The 19,104-nt window shown below is 46.3% G+C and carries 15 protein-coding genes and 2 pseudogenes; 8 read left to right on the forward strand and 9 right to left on the reverse strand.

Features of this window, described 5'->3' with window-relative positions:
* Positions 1-14 precede the first annotated feature (14 nt).
* Entirely contained in the window at positions 15-869 is an 855-nt protein-coding gene (locus tag H1230_RS02765) for a nitroreductase family protein (RefSeq protein ID WP_239714124.1), read from the forward strand.
* Here H1230_RS02765 and H1230_RS02770 read toward each other — a convergent pair.
* Both H1230_RS02770 and H1230_RS02775 read right to left on the reverse strand, forming a co-directional pair.
* Positions 862-2,538 (reverse strand): ATP-binding cassette domain-containing protein, encoded by a 1,677-nt coding sequence (locus tag H1230_RS02770; RefSeq protein ID WP_239714125.1) that lies wholly within the window; start codon positions 2,536-2,538, stop codon positions 862-864. The genes H1230_RS02765 and H1230_RS02770 overlap by 8 nt on opposite strands.
* Entirely contained in the window at positions 2,535-3,353 is an 819-nt protein-coding gene (locus tag H1230_RS02775; RefSeq protein WP_239714126.1) for an ATP-binding cassette domain-containing protein, read from the reverse strand. The genes H1230_RS02770 and H1230_RS02775 overlap by 4 nt, the downstream gene beginning before the upstream one ends.
* A gap of 117 nt (positions 3,354-3,470) precedes the next feature.
* Between H1230_RS02775 and H1230_RS02780 the strand changes: the two genes are divergently transcribed.
* Entirely contained in the window at positions 3,471-4,073 is a 603-nt protein-coding gene (locus H1230_RS02780) for a biotin transporter BioY (protein ID WP_239714127.1), read from the forward strand.
* Positions 4,074-4,166: 93 nt separating this feature from the next.
* Here the strand turns inward: H1230_RS02780 and H1230_RS02785 are convergent, their stop codons facing one another.
* The 3 genes from H1230_RS02785 to H1230_RS02795 form a co-directional block, all read right to left on the reverse strand.
* A complete protein-coding gene (locus tag H1230_RS02785) occupies positions 4,167-5,636 on the reverse strand; it encodes an alpha-amylase (RefSeq protein WP_239714128.1) in 1,470 nt (489 codons plus the stop codon).
* A 173-nt stretch (positions 5,637-5,809) separates the two neighbouring features.
* Complete coding sequence (locus H1230_RS02790) at positions 5,810-6,655, reverse strand: DUF72 domain-containing protein (protein WP_239714129.1); 846 nt, start codon at positions 6,653-6,655, stop codon at positions 5,810-5,812.
* Positions 6,656-6,842: 187 nt separating this feature from the next.
* Positions 6,843-7,016, reverse strand: a complete 174-nt coding sequence (locus tag H1230_RS02795) for a CsbD family protein (RefSeq protein WP_239714130.1) — start codon at positions 7,014-7,016, stop codon at positions 6,843-6,845.
* A 142-nt stretch (positions 7,017-7,158) separates the two neighbouring features.
* Between H1230_RS02795 and H1230_RS02800 the strand changes: the two genes are divergently transcribed.
* A complete protein-coding gene (locus H1230_RS02800; RefSeq protein ID WP_239714131.1) occupies positions 7,159-8,013 on the forward strand; it encodes an MBL fold metallo-hydrolase in 855 nt (284 codons plus the stop codon).
* Between the two features lie 117 nt (positions 8,014-8,130).
* On the opposite strand, the gene H1230_RS02805 is transcribed toward H1230_RS02800, so the two are convergent.
* The 3 genes and pseudogenes from H1230_RS02805 to H1230_RS02815 form a co-directional block, all read right to left on the reverse strand.
* Positions 8,131-9,198 (reverse strand): hypothetical protein, encoded by a 1,068-nt coding sequence (locus H1230_RS02805; RefSeq protein ID WP_239714132.1) that lies wholly within the window; start codon positions 9,196-9,198, stop codon positions 8,131-8,133.
* Between the two features lie 105 nt (positions 9,199-9,303).
* Positions 9,304-10,479, reverse strand: coding sequence for a hypothetical protein (locus H1230_RS02810; protein ID WP_239714133.1), 1,176 nt, complete (start codon positions 10,477-10,479; stop codon positions 9,304-9,306).
* A gap of 577 nt (positions 10,480-11,056) precedes the next feature.
* A pseudogene (locus tag H1230_RS02815) lies at positions 11,057-12,285 on the reverse strand (IS256 family transposase).
* Between the two features lie 57 nt (positions 12,286-12,342).
* Between H1230_RS02815 and H1230_RS02825 the strand changes: the two are divergent.
* Positions 12,343-13,273 (forward strand): annotated as a pseudogene (locus H1230_RS02825) (IS30 family transposase).
* 175 nt (positions 13,274-13,448) lie between these two features.
* Here H1230_RS02825 and H1230_RS02830 read toward each other — a convergent pair.
* Entirely contained in the window at positions 13,449-15,044 is a 1,596-nt protein-coding gene (locus H1230_RS02830; RefSeq protein WP_239714135.1) for a histidine kinase N-terminal 7TM domain-containing diguanylate cyclase, read from the reverse strand.
* Between the two features lie 293 nt (positions 15,045-15,337).
* Between H1230_RS02830 and H1230_RS02835 the strand changes: the two genes are divergently transcribed.
* From H1230_RS02835 to H1230_RS02850, 4 genes are all read left to right on the forward strand, one after another.
* Complete coding sequence (locus H1230_RS02835; RefSeq protein ID WP_239714136.1) at positions 15,338-16,120, forward strand: ABC transporter ATP-binding protein; 783 nt, start codon at positions 15,338-15,340, stop codon at positions 16,118-16,120.
* Positions 16,121-16,122: 2 nt separating this feature from the next.
* Positions 16,123-16,935 carry an ABC transporter permease gene (locus H1230_RS02840; protein WP_239714137.1) on the forward strand — a complete coding sequence of 271 codons (813 nt, stop codon included), beginning with the start codon at positions 16,123-16,125 and terminating at the stop codon, positions 16,933-16,935.
* A complete protein-coding gene (locus H1230_RS02845; RefSeq protein WP_239714138.1) occupies positions 16,935-17,852 on the forward strand; it encodes an ABC transporter permease in 918 nt (305 codons plus the stop codon). Before H1230_RS02840 ends, H1230_RS02845 begins: the two co-directional genes overlap by 1 nt.
* A 142-nt stretch (positions 17,853-17,994) precedes the next feature.
* The gene (locus tag H1230_RS02850) at positions 17,995-19,101 is read left to right on the forward strand and encodes an ABC transporter substrate-binding protein (protein WP_239714139.1); all 1,107 of its coding nucleotides are present in this window, start codon (positions 17,995-17,997) and stop codon (positions 19,099-19,101) included.
* Positions 19,102-19,104: the final 3 nt, after the last annotated feature.

Raw genomic sequence — 19,104 nt, forward strand, 5'->3', positions numbered from 1 at the left:
AGGAGTATACGGATATGAGTAGCTCAGTGATCGAAGTGATTGAGAAGCGTAAATCTGTACGTACTTATGAACCGACACCGCTTGATGAGGTTGTGCACAAGTCCCTCATGGATTACCTGAACAATGAGGAGAAGCTGGCTGGACCCCTTGGCGGAAGAGCAGATATCGAATGGATATGGGCTAAAGGGGAAGGGAATGACAAGGGGATTAAGCTGGGGGCTTATGGAATCATTAAGAACCCGCAAGCCTATTTGGTGGGCAGAATAAAAAATGATGAGCAGTCGCTATTAGAATTTGGTTATATATTTCAGAAGCTGATTCTGTATGCGACCAGCCTTGGCCTTGGCACCTGCTGGATCGGTGGAACATTTAACCGTAATTCCTTCGCGCGTGAGATTAAGCTGGGAGACGATGAGCTCATTCCCTGCATTACACCCGTGGGTTATGCCCGGGAGAAACATAGTATGGTGGAATCCACCATGCGCTTTGTAGTAAAGGCGGATCAAAGGAAACCGTGGTCAGAGCTATTTTATGATTCTGAATTCAAAGTGGAATTAACCCGTGAAGAAGCTGGGAATCTGGCTGTTCCGCTGGAGATGGTCCGGCTCGGACCTTCGGCCTCCAATAAGCAGCCATGGAGAGTAGTGCTGTCTCCCGATCGCAAGCATGCACATTTTTATTTAGTGATGACTCCGAACTACAGCGGCAACAAGGTGGGCTTTGAGATGCAGCGGATTGATGTTGGGATTGCGGCCTGTGATTTTGAACTGGCTTGTCAGGAGCTGGGTATTTCAGGCTCATGGGTCATTAATGACCCGCAGATTGAAGCTCCACAAGCTGAATATATGATAAGTTACGCCATTAAGTAGCTAGGGAACACCACCAGAGTAGGCCAGTTACTAGCAAAATGCAGATTAGAACCCTAGTATCGTTTCTTCGCCAGACCAGGACATACGTTGGAGTCCGGTCCTTCTTGGAGTCATAACCACGGGATTCAATCGCTGTCGCCAGCTCATCGCCCATGCTAATGACAAGGATGAGCAAAGGCACAAGGAGCAGGTAGATCTGGCGAGGCGTCCATTGCTTTAGCTTGCTCTGTTGTCCTCCACGTGAGCGCAGCGCTAACTGTAGCTGTGACAGCTTGCCGAGTATCCAGGGGACGAATTGCAGCGTGATCGATACGGCCAGCGACACATTGCGGGTGCGGATACCGAGTTTCTTGAGGGGGGCGATAGCCCATTCCAACCCTTCGCGCAGCGGGGCACCTGTAGTAGTCTCCGTAAAAAGGAACCCGATGGCGACCAGCAGCAGAAACCGGAGCACACTTAAGCCACCCAGAATAATGCCCTCGTTGGAGAATCCAACCGGACCAAGACTGTAATCGGGAGAATTCCAGGATATCGCGGACAGGATCCAGAGAAACAGGAACATCAGGAAGAACGGCTTGAAGAACCATACCGTTCTTGCCCAGGAAAGGCCGGCGGTGCCTAGGAGTCCGGCGATAATACCGGCGGTGAGCAGTAAAGGCAACAAAGAATGCATTCCCAGAATGATAAAAGAGCCCAATACCATCCCCAGCCATTTGACACGGGGGTCCCGCTCCTGCCACCTTGATCTGAGGGTGGCCGTTTTGCTGTGTATTACCTCGCTGTACACCTGAAAGCGATTGTCCTCAGTGGGAAGAACGTCAGCACCTTCAGTTGGAATAACCTCCAGTGTAACACTGGAAAGGACGGGTACAACAAGTGGCTGAGCTTGAAGTTCTTTGAGTACATCCTCCAAGGAAGCGGGCGTATTCTTGAGCAAGCCTTTATCCCGAAGGGCAGCCCCGATTCGCACGTATGCAGGAGCCTCCAGTCCAACTGCGCTGAGTTTGGCGGGATCAGTGGTTAATGAGTGGATGGGGCCGCTGTAATAAACAGTACCCTGAGACATGACAACAGCTTGGTCGGCTATCGGGATGAACGCATCCAAATCATGGGTCCCAATGACAATCGTCAGCCCGCTCTGCTGCAGTTCCTGCACCAAGTTCAAGAGAGCCTGGGCAGCTGGAGGATCGAGACCCGCTGTGGGTTCATCCAGAATAAGCAACCTGGGCTGTGCGGCAATAGCCCCAGCGATACAGAGCCGCCGTTTCTCGCCACCGCTCAAGAGGAAGGGCGAGCGTTCGCTATATTCCTCAAAAGGAAGGCCCACCTGTGCCAGCGCACTCTGAATAAGTCCGGGCCGACTGGATTTCGGAACTCCACGCTGTTCCAGACCATATTCAATATCCTTATAAACACTACTCGCAAATAACTGTGTTTCCGGCTGCTGGAAGACCATGGAGATGTGTTGAGGATTAACGTCTTCCCCATACGAAATACTTCCAGTCGAAGGTTTAACCAGACCTGAAAGTAGACGCAGCAGCGTAGATTTGCCGCTGCCGGTAACTCCGCAGAGGACGGTGAGGCTTCCCTGTGGAATCGCCAGTTGGATATCGTAGAGTGCGCGTGTCTTCTCGTATAGATAAGAAACATCCTTCATCTGAACGATCATAGGATGCCCTCCAGATCAGCCTCTGTCAACGGCAATAGATGAGCAGGCCAATCCTGTGTCTGTAGCAGCCGCCCGATACGGACAACCGGAGGAGATTGCCATCCCAAAGTTTCCGGGAGCGCCGAGCTATAGAAGAGAGTCCTTGGGTCTCCATCATAGATGATCTTCCCGGACTCCATGACCAGGATGCGTGGGCTTTCTGTCAGCTCCTCCATACGTTGGGTAACCCAGAGCACAGTGGTACCCTGCTGCCATAGTTCCTTGGCAAGAGTGAGAATATCCCGCCTTCCGGCAGGGTCCAGCATAGAGGTAACTTCATCGAACAGGATCATCTCTGCCTCCAGAGCAAGACAGCTGGCTATAGCCAGCCGCTGCCGCTCGCCACCGGAAAGGGAAGAAACCTCATCCTCTGCTTTATGAGCTAATCCCACCTGCTGTAAGACACGCTTAATGCGCTCGCCCATCTCAGCGCGAGAAAGGCCCCGGTTCTCCAGGCCAAAGGCGATATCCTCGAACGGAGTAGAGCCAACAGTCTGAGACTCGGGATTCTGGAACACGAGCTGAATCTTCTGTTTGACCGTGGAGCGGTGGGACGGAGAACGCAGATCAAGTCCGGCCGCGAGCAGGCTGCCTCCAGATGGAACATTCAGACCATTAAAGGTACGGATTAGGGCTGATTTACCACAGCCGTTGGGTCCTGTAAGTGCCACCCATTCGCCCGGCTCTATATGTATTGTGACACCTTGCAGCACCGGTAGCCTACGCTGGCCGTCTCGGAAGGACAAGGTCAATTGCTGTGCCTGAATCATTCTCATGCCTGCTTCCCTGCCAGTTTTCTTAACATTTGTAATCGATTATAACAAATATTTAAAGATTGATGTATGTGAAAAGGGATGTTATAGTGATCCTAAAAAATGGGGGTAAGCCTGCAAATGAAGAAATGGACGACTAGAGGCCTGATATTCAGTGCATTATTCGCTGGTATTATGATAGCCATGAGCTATTTGAAATTTATATTACCATTCTCGACGGTGCCAATCACGCTTCAGACCCTGGCCGTTATGCTGGCTGGATCCATCTTGGGAGCACGCTATGGCACACTGGCGGTACTCATAGTAATTGGACTTGCTGCTGTTGGCTTCCCTGTCCTGGGTGGAAGAGGCGGTATCTCTCTGCTGGTAGGGCCGACTGGTGGTTATATTTTCTCCTGGCCATTTGCAGCCTTGTTCATTGGCCTGTTCGCTCAGCGCATGAAGCAGACTAAATATACCTTTGTGAAGCTGTTAGTGGTTAATTTTATCTTCGGAGCGCTGCTTGTCTATCCAGGGGGAGTAAGCTGGCTGGCCTATAATACGGGGATCGATTCTCTAGCCAAGGCACTGACTGCGGGTATGTGGCCCTTCCTGCCAGGAGATTTCGTCAAGGCTGTGTTATGTGCAGCTGTCGTATCTGCGGTATGGAAGGTATATCCTATCGAGCGTATATTAGGTCGGGACAGCGGAGTCTGGCTTGACGAGGAGAAAGCAACGGTCTGAATCCAACAGTCCATTTAAGCAAAAAAGAGTACTCCATGAGCCACGTTGGCCTTTTGGAGTACTCTTTTTGTTTCATGAACTAGAAGTGTGTCGTTATTTCTTATCCTCTGCATCCGGAAGGGCCCAGACCGAAACGCTTCCGCCTTTTACCGGGAAGGTAGCCCAACCATCTTTTTCAATCGTTATCGTTCCTTCATGATTATGGGTGAAATCCACCCAGGCTTCCCCAGCCCGTTGCTCTCCGACAAGCATTCTTTTATTGCCATCATCGCCATTAGAGACCACTACTGCGCAACCGGAATGCTCGATCTCCTCAATGCCGCGGCGCACCCAGCCAATGGTATTAGGGTGATCAAAGTAATCGTCCTGTTCCCCATAGGCTTTGTGATTTCGGGCATACAACAGGGGATCAATCGCCTCTTTTTTACCCGCAATAGGTGTGGGGCCTGCTATTCCATAATAATCTCCGTAAAAGATAACTGGATATCCGTCCCGACGCAACAGGGTGAGCGCATACGCACTTTGCTTGAACCAGTCACCTACCCATGACTCCAACGCTTCATGAGGCTGGGAATCATGATTATCCACGAAGGTCACCGCATTGGCCGGATGTGTCTGTACCAGAGTATCATCAAAAATCTTAGATAGATCAAAGTCCCTGCCCCCCAAGGAAGCAGAATAAAGCTTGTAATGGAGAGAGACATCGAATAGATCAATTTTATAATCGATCGTATTTAAAAACTCCTGGCAGGCCTCCAGATTGGAATTCCAGAATTCTCCGACAATGTAAAAGTCCTCTCCGCGCTTCTTGAGCATCTCCGCCGCGAATTCTTTGATGAAATCATGGTTAATATGCTTGATGGCATCCAGACGGTAACCACTGCACTGAAGGGTATCCACCAGCCATCCTCCCCACCGCAGCATCTCTTCCTGGACTTCCGGCTCACTATAATCAATATTGGCGAACATTAGATAATCATAGTTCCCGAATTCATCATCGACATTTTTGTTCCAGGTCTTATTCTCGCCCGCAATCCGGAATACACCGCTGCGAGCTCCCTTGGCATCATAATCGGTGCCATTAAAATGATTAAAGTTCCACTTAAAGGAGGAATGTTCATCCCCCCGGCCTGGAAAGGTGAATTTGGTCCAGCCCTCAATTTCGAATGGCTCCGAGATTTCCTTCATACGATCATTAGGATCGACCTCGATAACCGTGAACACTTCAGTCTCATCTGCGCCCGCCTTATGGTTCATCACAAGGTCGACATAAACGGCGATGCCGTTTTTTTGACATTCGCCAATCGCATCGATCAGCTCCTGTTTGTTGCCGTATTTAGTGCGTATGGTGCCCTTTTGATCGTATTCGCCGAGATCATAGAGATCGTAGACACCGTAACCGGTATCGTCATCCGAGACTGCTTTGGTAACCGGTGGAACCCACACGGCATCAATTCCAAGTTCCTTTAATTCCGGCGCCATCTCTGCCAGGTGTTTCCAATGATTCCCATCTGCGGCCAAATGCCATTCAAAAAACTGCATCATAGTATGGTTTCTCTTCATGCCCAACTGCCTCCTTCAACATCATGCGTGTATCTGTTCTCTAATGTGTTGTTATGTACACAAATAAAATTTCGTTTCCTAATATACTAATACCCCCAGGGCAGCCTCTTTAAATCATGATGGTAGAAACATTATTCCATCATTGGGTAATATGCATAACCCTGGGAGTCTACCTATTGAAACATATCAAGTTGTAGAGGGGCTAGTCCACCATCAATGCCAAGCAAAGTCTGCAGTTCCTTGGCATTGGCTGTAGCATCGCCACCGGAATTATTATTGAAGACCACGTAGAGCTCGCGACAGGTCTTCTCAAGCTCGAGCAGCCGGTCCCGCCACTCGGTCAGCTCTTCAGTAGTATAACGATAAAGGTAGCGCAGCTTGCGCCAATCCGGGTGATTGCTCTGCTGCCAGCCGCCGATATTGCGGCCATGCAGACGTACGTAGGTAGCTTCTGCTGAGGTGGATATGGCAACTATGGGAATAGAGCCCGTTCCTGCTTGAGGTTCATCGGCCACCGTATGAATCCACCCTTCCCGCTCCATGAACTGTAAGGTCTTCTCTCGCAGTTCGGGGCTATACCAGGAATTATTGCGGAATTCAATGGCACAGGGAACATCCAACATTCGTTCCTTGGTATCGCGCAGCAGTTCAACGTTTTCTTTGGTGCAATCAAACCAAGGCGGAAACTGAAATAAGGCCATGGCCAGCTTGCCGGATTCCCGGACAGGCTGGATGGAGGTATGGAACGCGCTGAACATTTCCTCTGTGGACGCAAAATAATTCTTTTTGTCGCGCAGGTGTCCGGTCATTCCTTGATAAGCTTTAACAATAAATTCAAATCCATCAGGGGTCTCATTGACCCATTTGGCATAATTCTTGACTGGCTGTACTGCGTAAAAAGAACTATCGATCTCTACAATTGAGAAATGCGCACTATACGTGGGCAGGCGCTCGGCGGGTTTGATTTTGCCATACAGCTCTTCATGGTCACCGAAACCGGTTAGCCCAATCTTAATCATAGGACCTCCTCCTTCTTAAGACTTATTGTAAACGACGACTTGGTGCTAAGAGTTGCTTAATGTTCCGATTTGATGCAACATAAAGAATAGATAAAAAGCTGCAGATACGCAGCAAAAACTCCCAAACTGATTGTCCTGTCTGGGAGTTGCTGTGATACAAAGAATGGAAGCTTCTCTTATCAATAAGCTATTCCTTCAGCTTGCCGATTTTTTGTTGAATTGCACCCTTCAGCTTGTCCTTTTTGCCTTCAGCTTGAAGCGATGTATTGTCAGTGGCGTTTCCCACTTGGTCTTTAATTTCACCCTTAACTTTGGATACTCCACCTTTGATCTTGTCGCTAAGTCCGTTTGTATCTGCCATTAGTATTCAGCTCCTCTTAGTAGAATTAGTGTAAACCAAGTTCTAATTACAATTTACCCCCTGTGCTAATAAATTAAACAACCGGGTGGAAGCGGAAGGCATGAAAGCCGCTAGGACAGTCAGTGGGAAAGGAGCTACATAAATGAAGCATAAATTTCAGCTACTTAGTCCGCATATTTTGATTATGCATGCAGAACCTGAGACAGATCGACCCATTTTGGCAGCCATCTTGGGGGAACGACGTACACTCTTGCTGGATGCGGGGAATTCACCTGCCCATGCTGAACTGTTTCGCAAAGAACTGTCTGAATATGGCTATCGGCAGCCAGATATGATTGCCCTGACTCATTGGCATTGGGATCATACCTTTGGGCTGTCTGCTTGGGACTTGCCCACAGTCGCGCACGAGGGAACCGCCGAGGCTTTGACGCGGCTTAGTGGACTGGATTGGTCTGATGAAGGTCTTGAAGGTCTTGCCGCCCAAGGGATAATCAGTGATGAGAGCATCCTGCATATCCGCAAGGAATACGGCAGTCGTAGAACGATCCGCTTTATGAAACCTGATATTGTGTTCGCTGACAGGATCACGATTGATCTAGGCGGAATTACGTGTGAGCTGAACCATGTAGGTGGTGATCATTCCGCAGATTCGTGTGTTCTTTATGTTAAAGAAGACAATGTGCTATTTCTTGGCGATGCGCTAGGTCCTTCCATTTACGGGGGCCCGCGGCAATACAGCAGCACTGGCTTTCTCAAGCTGCTTAACTTAGCCTATAGATATGATGCTCAGTGGTATGTAGAGTCACATGGAGTACCCATGAGCGGGGTGGAATTCCGCGCTGATCTGGCTTCTTGGGAGCGGCTTGCCCGGGTCGTGGATGTTTTCGGGCAAGATCGTGAACGGGTTATGCTGGAAATGAAGACGTACCTGAAGCTTGAAGAGCTCCCGAAGGACTTGCAGCAGGGCGTCGAATATTTTATAGCGGGTACGAAATAAAGAGTATGGCTATCAGCTAATAAAGGCCATCTAACCTAACACCGCAGATGGGCATTAAAAAAGATGACTCCTGATTAATTCAGAAGTCATCTGTTCACTACTAGTTAATTCAAATCCTCATTTAATAGAATACGAAGTTATCGAAGCTTTACCAGATGCGTAATCTAGGAAATAGGCAGTTTTTACACTTGAGTTGTAACTTAAAAATTTAGAAGTGCTATCTTTAGGCCAAGTTTGATTAGCCAAGATTTGACTTCCTTTCTGAGAATATAAAGACCAAGTATGCTTCAATAAGTTCCCTACAAACACTTGGTCATTAATAAACTCCGTTTGCCATCCCGAAATATCGCCTTCTTCTTTGTAAATATCCTTTAACGATGCAATTTCTACTCCACTTACATTATTGATTAATCTAAATACCTTTTGCGAATCAGCAGCTATAGGACGACTTGCGTTACCGGGAGTGGCTTGGTAAGTATACGATGTAAATAAGGCAAGGTTGCCTCCATTATATTTAAGTTTAATGTCAGTATTGAAGTCTTTGATCAGCTGTTCTTTCTTAGTATATAGATTAACTGTTTTTACGAAGAAATCATCACTCATAACGCCTTGCGCCTGATATTTTATAGCTAAATAAGGGTATCCCACAAAATCCCAATCCTGCACGCTAACACTTTCGTATCCTTTATCAATGATTGTAGCATTATAGCTTACACTTGGTTTGCTCCAAGGATACTGATAAAGGTTAAATGAGTTATTGGATTGAACCATTATTCGTTCATTTACTGTTCCAGTAGGAGCAACCCATTTGATTCTATTCCCTGTATTTTTAAGGGCTATTTTAGCTTTGCTAATAACCGTTCCCTTATAAGAAAGGACTGTTTTAGAAATTGTAGTACCATTATCTTTTTTTAGAAGAACAATTTTCTGAGGATTTTTCATAACGTTTAAATCTAAAATAGTATTTGCATCATTAGAAATATTTGTAATCTTATTTGTTGTTAAATCTACTAAATCTGCTTTGTTATTAGCGTAGTCAATTAATACCACTACATTTTCACTAACATAGACTACATCCGTTCTTTCATTACTTGGAGGTAAATAATTCGGACTGGCATAGGACGTATTAGAAAATATCAGTATCCCTATTAGCATAGAAAAAATAAGCATTAATTTCTTACTCATAACAACATTTCCCCTTTTATACAATTTTGTAATCATTTATAAAGACGTTGTAATAAAAAAAAAGTTGCAGAAATACCTTTTCTGCAACTACAGAGAAAATATATTTTAATAAATTTTGTATTGCTCGTCTCTGTCTGTTGTGCTTATTACATTTTTAATATAATCTATTACGCCGCCGTGACTCCATGTATTTTCAACTAACCCACTTACAACGCCTGGATAAACAAAATCGCTTCCATTTTGTTTTAAGAATCTATAATTCCCCCAATTGGCATAAGAGGTGAATCCATTTTTGAATTTTCCTGCAGTTCCCTTTGGCATAGCGATAGCGGTAACACGTTTAACAGCTTTATTATTTGAATCGTAACCGTTAAACCGAACAATGTATATTGTGTTATAACCTAATTGATAAGTAATAGTTAGATATTGATCTCCCGTTTTGTAATAAACCTTATATCCAGTAATAGTTTTATTTCCAGATCCATAGTTTTTCGTATAATCAAAATAATATTCTGCATCATTAGCTACAGTTCCTGGTTGTTGAGTTACAACATGAGTAGCTCTTGCATGGAAAAGTGGGAACCATCCTTGTCCTCCTGATCCATTGTATGTACCAAAACCAACTTCAGCTATTCCAACACCATCTTGATCAATCCCTGTGTACATATATGCGGATTCACCATTCGTATTAGCAAAGTTAAAGCCAGGTAGAGTAACATCGTCTGCGACACCACCTGTATAATTCAAGGCGCTAGTGCTCGCTGGAGTTACTAATCTATGAAAAGCGCCAGTATCTGACCCAGCAGGTGCTGGAGACGTATCACCGAGTATAGATTGAATTGAAGCATTAGAATTAGTAGCAAGTGATGTTTCCCCAAATGATGATTTACTAGTTAATGTCCCTATCCCCTTTTCTAACTCTAATTCTTGAGTATCGCTATCGTTTTCTCGTGTCTCTTTGACAAATCGATTAGTGACTTCCCCACTTTCAGAGCTTTCAGCAGAAGCAAGTGTTCCTAATTCATCAAAATTCATAATGACTATTTCAGCATTTTGAAGCTGTTCAATATGTTGATTAGTAACTTTGTCAATCGTGCTCGACAGTGATGACCTTGCAGAATTTTGACCAAAATAACCTTGTTGAAGTAATTCTTGATTAATAGCATCAGCTCTGTAAGCTTCAAAGTCATTAGAAGCTCTCTCAGTTGCAAATACATTAATAGGGGAAACAGATACTAGTAAAGCTGCGGCTACAGAAACTCTTAAAAATTTTTTTAACAAAAAAATACACTCCTCAAGGTATGGGATATTATTACAAGGTACTTTATATCATATATGGATTATTTTTAATATAGTTCTTTATTTTAATTTTTTGTTATAAAATGACGTTAATTATCTATTTAATATATATAATGTTTAATAATGTCGAATTATGTATTTAAATATTTATTTTTCACAATATGTACATATTATAAATTAGATATATTAATGGGTGGAGTTCTAATTATAGTTCCTTTTATATTATTCCTATAATGGTTTAAAGAGTTTAGAGGTGTGCTTATGAATAAAGAAGTAAGGGAAGACTTACGCACTACTATTCAAAAGAAAGAATGGATCATAGTGTTTTTATCTTCTACTGGCGAATGTATTGAGGGACTCACAAAGCATTCGAATGGTTTAGAGAGAGTCGAAATTTAATAGAAGATGGAGGAGCATAGATGTTGATCAAGGGCGAAAAGTGCATAACGGTACTGAGGTTAAGGATCAAGAAAACTACCTGGGAATGGCAAATGAGGGTCTGTCAATAATTCTGTGTAAACTCTTTTAAGCACAGATTCCCCCGAGGGGGAGTCGCGATTTATCGCAAGTGTTGACCGACCCGATCCGGGAAAAATACCGAAAGCTGAAGGAGCATTTGCCCCCAGTTTTGAACGCGCCCCGTCCATTTGCGAGTCACGTCGACGCTGGCGAGATAGAGCATTTTTAGCAGCGCCTCATCCGTGGGGAAGATACTTTTTCCCTTCGTCACTTTACGTAGCTGGCGGTGGTAACTCTCAATCATGTTTGTCGTGTAGATGAGCTTGCGGATCTCAGGTGGGTACTTGAAAAAGGTTGCTAATTCGTCCCAATTATTCCGCCAGGAACGGAGGAAGAGCGGGTATTTGGTTCCCTACATCTCTTCAAAACGGTCGAGTTCAAGTAAGGCTCCTTCTTCGGTAGCGGCCTTGTAAATGGGCTTTAAATCGGCAGTGACCTTCTTCAGATCCTTGTACGAAACGTACCGTGTGGAACTGCGGATTTGGTGAATAATGCACTTCTGGATTTCTGTTTGGGGGTAGCAGGCCGCAATCGCTTGAGAGAACCCCGACAGGTTGTCCACACAGATGATGAGGATGTCTTGAACTCCCCGATTCTTCAGTTCATTCAGGACACTAAGCCTGTACTTGGAGGATTTGTTCTCGCCAATCCATATGCCCAGCACATCCTTGTTTCCATCCAGATCGATGCCAATGACCATGTAGGCTGCTTTGTTGATAATAGCCCCGTCCTGCTTGACTTTGAAGTGGATGGCATCCAGCTAGACTACTGCGTAGACACCTTGTAAGGGGCGATTCTGCCACTCTTTAATGAGGGGAACAATCTTGTTGGTAACATTGGAAATGAGTGTGGGCGAGACCTCAATCCCGTACATATGCTGTAGATGATCTTGGATATCTCTCGTGCTGACGCCATTGGCATAGAGCGCCACAATCTGCTCCTCGATGCCCGTTACATTCGATTGATGCTTCTTGACCACCAAAGGCTCAAACTCGCCTAAATGGTCTCGAGGGATAATGATTTCCTGTTCGCCGTACTCACTGACTACGGTTTTTCGGCTTTTTCCATTGCGACTGTTTGGAGTGAGTTTCGCCTTCACTTCATACTTTCCATAACCCAGATGGGTATCCATTCGGCTTCTAGCATCTCCTGAATCGTCTCAGCAAATAAATCCTTTAAGGCATTTTGCGCATCTTTTGCGCTGACCAAGTTGTTTTCCTTAAGACGGATTGTAAAATGAAGTGCGACAGGTAAACAGAGAAAGCCCATGGGAGATTCGTGTAGAATGAAGCTACCACACACCATTCACACAAGGAGAATCACACCATGGGTTACAGTCATCTTAGCATAGTCGAGCGTGGACAACTAGAGGCCTTGCATCGGCTGGACTGGTCAGCTCGGGAAATCAGCCGTCAGCTCAATCCCCATCATAGCACCATTGCCCGTGAAATCAAAAGGTCATATTTGAATGCTCTACCTGCTCAAAGAGCCTATCAACAGCGCAGATTCTCCAGCGTACCTACCGGAAAGTTCACTGCTTTACTTGCTGAGGAACTTTAGGAGAAGCTACGACAAACGTGGTCCCCCGAGCAGATCGCAGAGAAGCGAAGGGTAGGCGGTAAGACTTTTGTGTGCTTAAAGACGATTTATAGATGGCTCTATGCTGACCTTCTTGTAGCTGGGGAAGTCACGCCCCTACGCCACAAAGGGAAACGGCGTAAACCCGTGGAAACACGAGGGCGATTCCTCGTTGGAACCCCCACCAATCAGCGCCCAAAAGAGGTTCGTAAACGGGAAACTTTTGATCATTGGGAGCTCGATACGGTGGTTTCTAGTCGTGGTAAAAGCAAGGTTTGTGCGGCTACTTTTATTGAACGGAAGACAAGAATGTACGTAGCCATAAAGATGCCAGACCGCACCGCTCACTCCATGGAGACTGCCTTTGGTAATATCCGCATGCAACTTTTCAGAGTGCTACAACGGATCGAGGAAGGAATTTGCCTGTTATACCGCCCTAGAGAACGTTCATACGATAAAGGTCTACTTCGAAGACCCTTATTCTTCTTGGCAACGCGGGTCGAATGAAAACGGAAACGGGCTTCTACGGGAGTTGTTCCCCAAGGAGCATGACTTCACAGGGGTCACGGATGAAGATCTGGCGAATGCAATTCGCCTCATTAACGACCGTCCTCGAAAATGTCTAGGTTGGAAGTCTGCTCACGAACCTTTTATGGAACAGGTGTCGCACTTAGCTTGACAAACCGTCTTAATAAAAACCATCAGTTGCTGTTTTGTCCAAAGTCCCATGTGTTCTCCCCAGCCTTCCTCTTACTTCCATTTAATGGGTTTGAGAGGTTGCACAATATATTTTACAGACTCGCAAATGACCCTGTCGACCAATTCTTTTGAATTATTGTATTATAAACCTGCAGTTATATCGTTTTGAACGGAGCAATCTTAGAGCCTTTCGACAGATGCACCGTGTTGCGCCCGCTCCGTTTGGAGGTGTAGAGCGCGTGGTCGGCCTCTGAAAGCAGTTCTTCGAGTGAAGTATCGCGGCTGACAGCTTCAACTACTCCAAAACTGGCTGTTACTTTAATGGAGCCAACCAGAGTATGCAGACCGCTCTGCTCAATATCAGCCCGGATGATATCAGACAGCTGCCCAGCCTGCGTAAGCGTGGTGTTGGGCAGACTCATCACAAACTCCTCGCCGCCATAACGGCCGAATATATCCCCATCCCGTAAATTCCTGCTGCAGATCTCAACAATATGTTGAAGTGCTATATCTCCATATTCATGACCATAGCGATCATTGATACCTTTAAAGAAGTCAATATCAAGCAAAATAATCGAGAATGGAGTCTTGTTGTCTACAGATTGTGTGAGCAGGTCGTTGCTCATTTCCAGAAAATGAGTCCGGTTATAAATGCCTGTAAGGCTGTCGATCGTAGCCAACTGCTGTAGCTTCTCCTGAAGCAATGTCCGCTCGGTCACATCAATCAGCATAATCATCCGACCCGCTAAGTGGTCACCCTGCTTCATCACCGGTGAGGAACGAACCTGATAATAGCAGACCTCGGTACCCTTGAGCCAAGGCACTTCCCGTTCTTCGTGTTGAAGTGGATCAGAATCCATCACATATGAGACCGCCTCTTTGCCTGCGGGAAGAAACAGCTGGGCTAGTGGTTTACCGATCGCTGCGGAGTCAAGGCCCTGCATCATTTCTGCGGCGGCCCGATTATAGTCGACGAGCATATCGGACAGGTCTGTGACCAGTACGCCGTCTCGCATGCTCTCGAATAGATTCTCACGGGCAATAGGAGCAGCGGTCAGCATTCCTCTAGAGAGAATTGCCCAAATATACAGTAGAGAGGTCAAACTCATAATTACCGGTACAGGATCCATGCCATATGGAGTTTTGCCTATCAGATACAAAAAGGAACCCAGAGTGGGCATGCAAAGACCGATGAGAAAAGTCGTTAATTGTCTGCGGTATACCCGTTTCATCCGATTCCATTGCCAAAGAATAAGACAAATTGCCGTGAACAAACAGCCAAAGGTGAAGCTGCCATGCACAATATACCAAGGGCCTATTATCACATCAACAAGTGGAGAGGGAGTGCCCTGACGTAAATAAATGGATTGGTAAAATAAATGGTGGTATTCGTTAGTCCATACCATCAATGTTGTGATTAATGGAATCGCAAATAACACGCTCCGCATCCCTCTTTTGATCAACCTCTCCAGTCCCACAAAGTGCAGTACCATAATCAGACTCGCCGGTGCAATGAAGGGTAGACCCAGATACTCCACCTTAATCCAAAGGCTTATTTCCTGCAGTGTATTTCCCGACAACTCTAGCGCAAAGCCAAACGTGTATATGGCAGAAGCCCAGGAGCTCAGTATAAAAGCCTTGATTCCGGCAAAATCCGTTTCTTTATAGTAGGCGAAGAGGGCAAGCAGGGCACTCAGCACACCGGATATAGTAACGATTACAATATAATTCGAGATTAGAGTATCAAACATAAACTTATGGTCTCCTACTTAAGGAAAGATGTAGTGGAATATTATCACAGTGCTCAATACATTACATCTTTATCGGCAGAAATCACAATTCTTAACAATAAAAGCGCAACCCTAGACAAAATGACGGAATTTCACGAGAGCTATTTTACTATTTGTCTAGTGTGAGTCTGAAGAGCAAAGTGTAACATGTTAGTTAATACTACATCGAAGAAGAATATGTATCGAATGACACTCATATATGTTATGTTATATAACATTAAGTAATTTATTCGGGAATCGAGGAGGGCTTTGGAATGTCATTATTAGCGACTAAAATTCCTGAAATACTACTGGAAAATGTTGAGATGCGCTATCAGACTGATACGGCTGATGTGCTTGCACTGCATAATGTGAGTCTTGATATCGCGAAGGGAGAGTTTGTCTCTCTGCTCGGGCCTTCCGGTTGCGGCAAAACAACGCTGCTCAGACTGATGGCAGATCTTATAACACCAACTGGCGGCAACATTACCGTGGCTGGCAAAAGCGCACGAGAAGCCAGGCTAGCTCAGAAGTATGGAATTGTATTCCAGAGTCCAGTGTTATACGACTGGCGGAAGGTGAAGCATAATATCACCTTGCCACTTGAGCTGTTGGGAGTGAAGAAGTCTATCCGCGAGGACAAAGCGATGGAACTACTGGAACTGGTGGGTTTGCAAGGCTTCGCGGACAAGTATCCATGGCAGCTAAGTGGAGGCATGCAGCAGCGGGTAGCTATCGCCAGAGCACTGTCGATGGAGCCGGAAATACTACTAATGGATGAACCGTTCTCCGCGCTTGATGAATTTACACGTGAACGCTTGAATGAAGAGCTGTTGTCTGTCTGGTCCAAGGTGAAGAGCACGATCGTATTTGTAACGCACAGTATTCCTGAATCTATTTTTCTATCGGATCGGGTCTTCGTGCTTTCCCCTCATCCGGGACGATTGTCTGCGATTGTAGATATTCCTCTGCCGCGTCCGCGTACGGCGGAGATGAGAAACAGCCCGCAGTTTTTCGAACTGATCGCGCGTATTCGCGACAGTTTCGAAGGGGTGTAAGGATGAAGGGCAACAGTGTATTTTTGCGGGACCGTGTACTGCCGCTCTTGGTTTGGGTATTTGGACTGCTTATATTATGGGAGGCGGCATCCTGGATGTTGCTGCATGTGGCGAAAGCCCCGCTGGCTCAGTCCAAGCTGCCTTATGTTCATGAAGTAATATCTACCCTCTGGAAGTATGGAGGTACGCTGCTGAAGGAAGGTTCAGCCACCTTCGGCAATGCTGGAGTCGGGTTCTTAATCGGTGCTGTGGCTGGCGTTGTGCTAGCCGTACTGATGAGTCTGTCCAAGACGATAGAACAGTTGACCTTTCCTTATGCCGTTGCCTCACAAATGATTCCGATACTCGGTCTTGCGCCAATTATTTACGGCATTGTGCGTGACGAGCAAATCTCGCGGGTCATTATCTCCGGATATATCACGTTCTTCCCGGTTTCCCTTAATATGCTGCGTGGTTTGCGCAGTGTTGATCTCTCCGCGCTGGAATTAATGCACTCTTATGCCGCCAAACCTTGGGCAGTTTACTGGAAGCTACGTTTTCCTGCTGCATTGCCTGGTTTGTTCAGTGGACTCAAGATTGCTGCTCCGCTCGCTGTAACAGGTGCAATTCTGGTGGAACTCATGGGTGCACAGCATGGGATTGGTGTCATTATGCTGCGCAATCTCTATTATGGTCCTTCTAATACCTACATGTTCTGGTCTACGGTGATTGTAAGTGCTTTGCTCGGTATTGTGAGCTATGGACTGATGACTTTAATAGAACGTCTGGTGGCACCTTGGCAGCCGGAATTCCGCCCGAAAGGAGGTAGCCACTAATGGAAAGCAATGCTGTACGGGAATCCTCACTTCTAGCTGCTTCCGGTAAAGAGGTGCTGCATACTCCCTCCGTAACTGCGAATGAGAAGCATTCTATGGGGCCGGGGCTTGCCGCAGGTCCTGATAAACAAGGGAAAACGCGGCGTCCCTTGAAATGGCTGAACACCGGTGTGATTTTACCTTTGCTCGCTGGCATTCTGTTTCTTGTCTTGTGGGAGGAGCAAATCTTTCATAAAATTTTTGATCTGAAGAAATATCAGTTGCCTATACCGTCAACAATAGCGGCGGCGATGAGGGAAAATTTTAGCTTGCTGTTATCCTTTACGGGTTACACGCTAACAGAAGCTGTACTGGGAATGCTGGTCGGTTCCACCTGTGGCTTCCTGATTGCTTTGGCAGCTACAGCTTGGCCCCGTTGGGGAGGTGGCAGCCTGACAATGGTCGCGGCGTTGAATGCCGTGCCTATCGTTGCACTGGCCCCCATTATGAACCTGTGGTTCGGGGACGGGATTGGGTCGAGAGTGGCAATAGTAACCGCAACAACCATGGCTGCGATGGCAATTAATGCTTACAAAGGGATGGCGGCTGTTGATCCGCTGGCTCTTGACCTAATGCATTCCTACGCTGCGAATAAACCGGCAGTGTTCCGCTACTTGCGTATTCAGAACAGTCTTCCTTATGTCTTCACGGCATTGAAGATTAATGCTACAGCCAGTATGATCGGGGCCATTGTTGGAGAGTTCTTCTTCTCTTCACGCGGTCTTGGGTATTTGCTCTCCAACTCCATCAAAGTAGCCAAAATGCCGCTCGGCTGGTCTTGCATCGTTCTAGCCGCTATTGCCGGAGTAATCTTCTACCTGATCGTTGAACGGCTGGAGAAAGTGTTTATTAAATGGCACCCGTCTCAGCGGGCATAAATCCATAACCTTATTACATCCGGTCACAGTGGATAGGGAATAGAGAAACCTCCCACAGCCGTATGCATAGATCACCACGATGGTAACCATACTGTGCTTTCATCATTACACACTTAAATTTACGGTAGGGGGAGTTCGATTGATGAACGGGAAAAAAAGAAATTTTCGTGGTGGGCTGTTGGCGGTAACAATGATATTGGTGGTCTCTTTGATGGCAGGTTGTGGAGGAAATAATAACAATTCGGCGGCTGAAGCTACGGCTGCTCCGGCAGCGAATGCTACTACTGAACCTACTGCGGCGCCAACGACTGAACCTGCGGCTGATCCAGTGACGGTTAAGCTGCAGCTGAAATGGGTGCCACAGGCGCAATTCGCTGGTTATTTTGTCGCTCAGGATAAAGGTTATTACAAGGATGAAGGGCTTAATGTAGAAATCTTGCCCGGCGGTCCGGATATCGTACCTGAACAACAGGTGGCGGGCGGATCTGCAGACATCGGTGTGGACTGGGTTGCGAGCTTGCTGACCAGCCAAGAACAAGAGATGCCGCTGGTACAGATCGCTCAAATCTTCCAAAAGAGTGGACTTGTCCTGGTTTCCAAGAAGGCTACTGGCATCAGTACACCTGCTGACCTGAAAGGCAAAAAAGTCGGCAACTGGATGGGCGGCAATGAGTTTGAAATTCTGGCTCTCTTTGATAAATACAAGCTGGATTCCAATAAAGATATCAAGTTTACAAAACAAGGCTTCACGATGGACCAGTTCCTGGGTGGCGACATTGATGTAGCTTCGGCAATGACCTATAACGAATATCAGATCGTACTTGAGTCTGGCATCAAGGCTGAAGACCTGAATGTCATTGATATGAATGACGAAGGTGTCGCTATGTTGGAGGATAATCTGTTCGCCAATAAGGAATGGCTTGCTGCCAACAAAGAGACGGCTGCGAAGTTTGTCCGTGCATCCCTGAAAGGCTGGAAAGATGCCATCGCCGATCCGGCAGCGGCTGTGGACAGTGTAATGAAGCTAGCTGAAGCAGGTAGCACGACGAAAGAGCATCAGTTGACCATGATGAATGAAGTCGCTAAGTTGATTTTGCCAGAAGGCTTTGACAGTGCCAAGATGGGCTATACCGATGCTGCTGCATTTAAGCAGACTGCAGACATTGCTCTCCAGTTTGGTGTAATTAAAAAGGCTTCGAATGTGGATGAAGCCTATACGAATGAAATTGTAGAGATGGCGGCTAAATAAAGG

It is taken from the genome of Paenibacillus sp. 19GGS1-52 (assembly GCF_022369515.1).
Lineage (GTDB): Bacteria > Bacillota > Bacilli > Paenibacillales > Paenibacillaceae > Paenibacillus_AQ.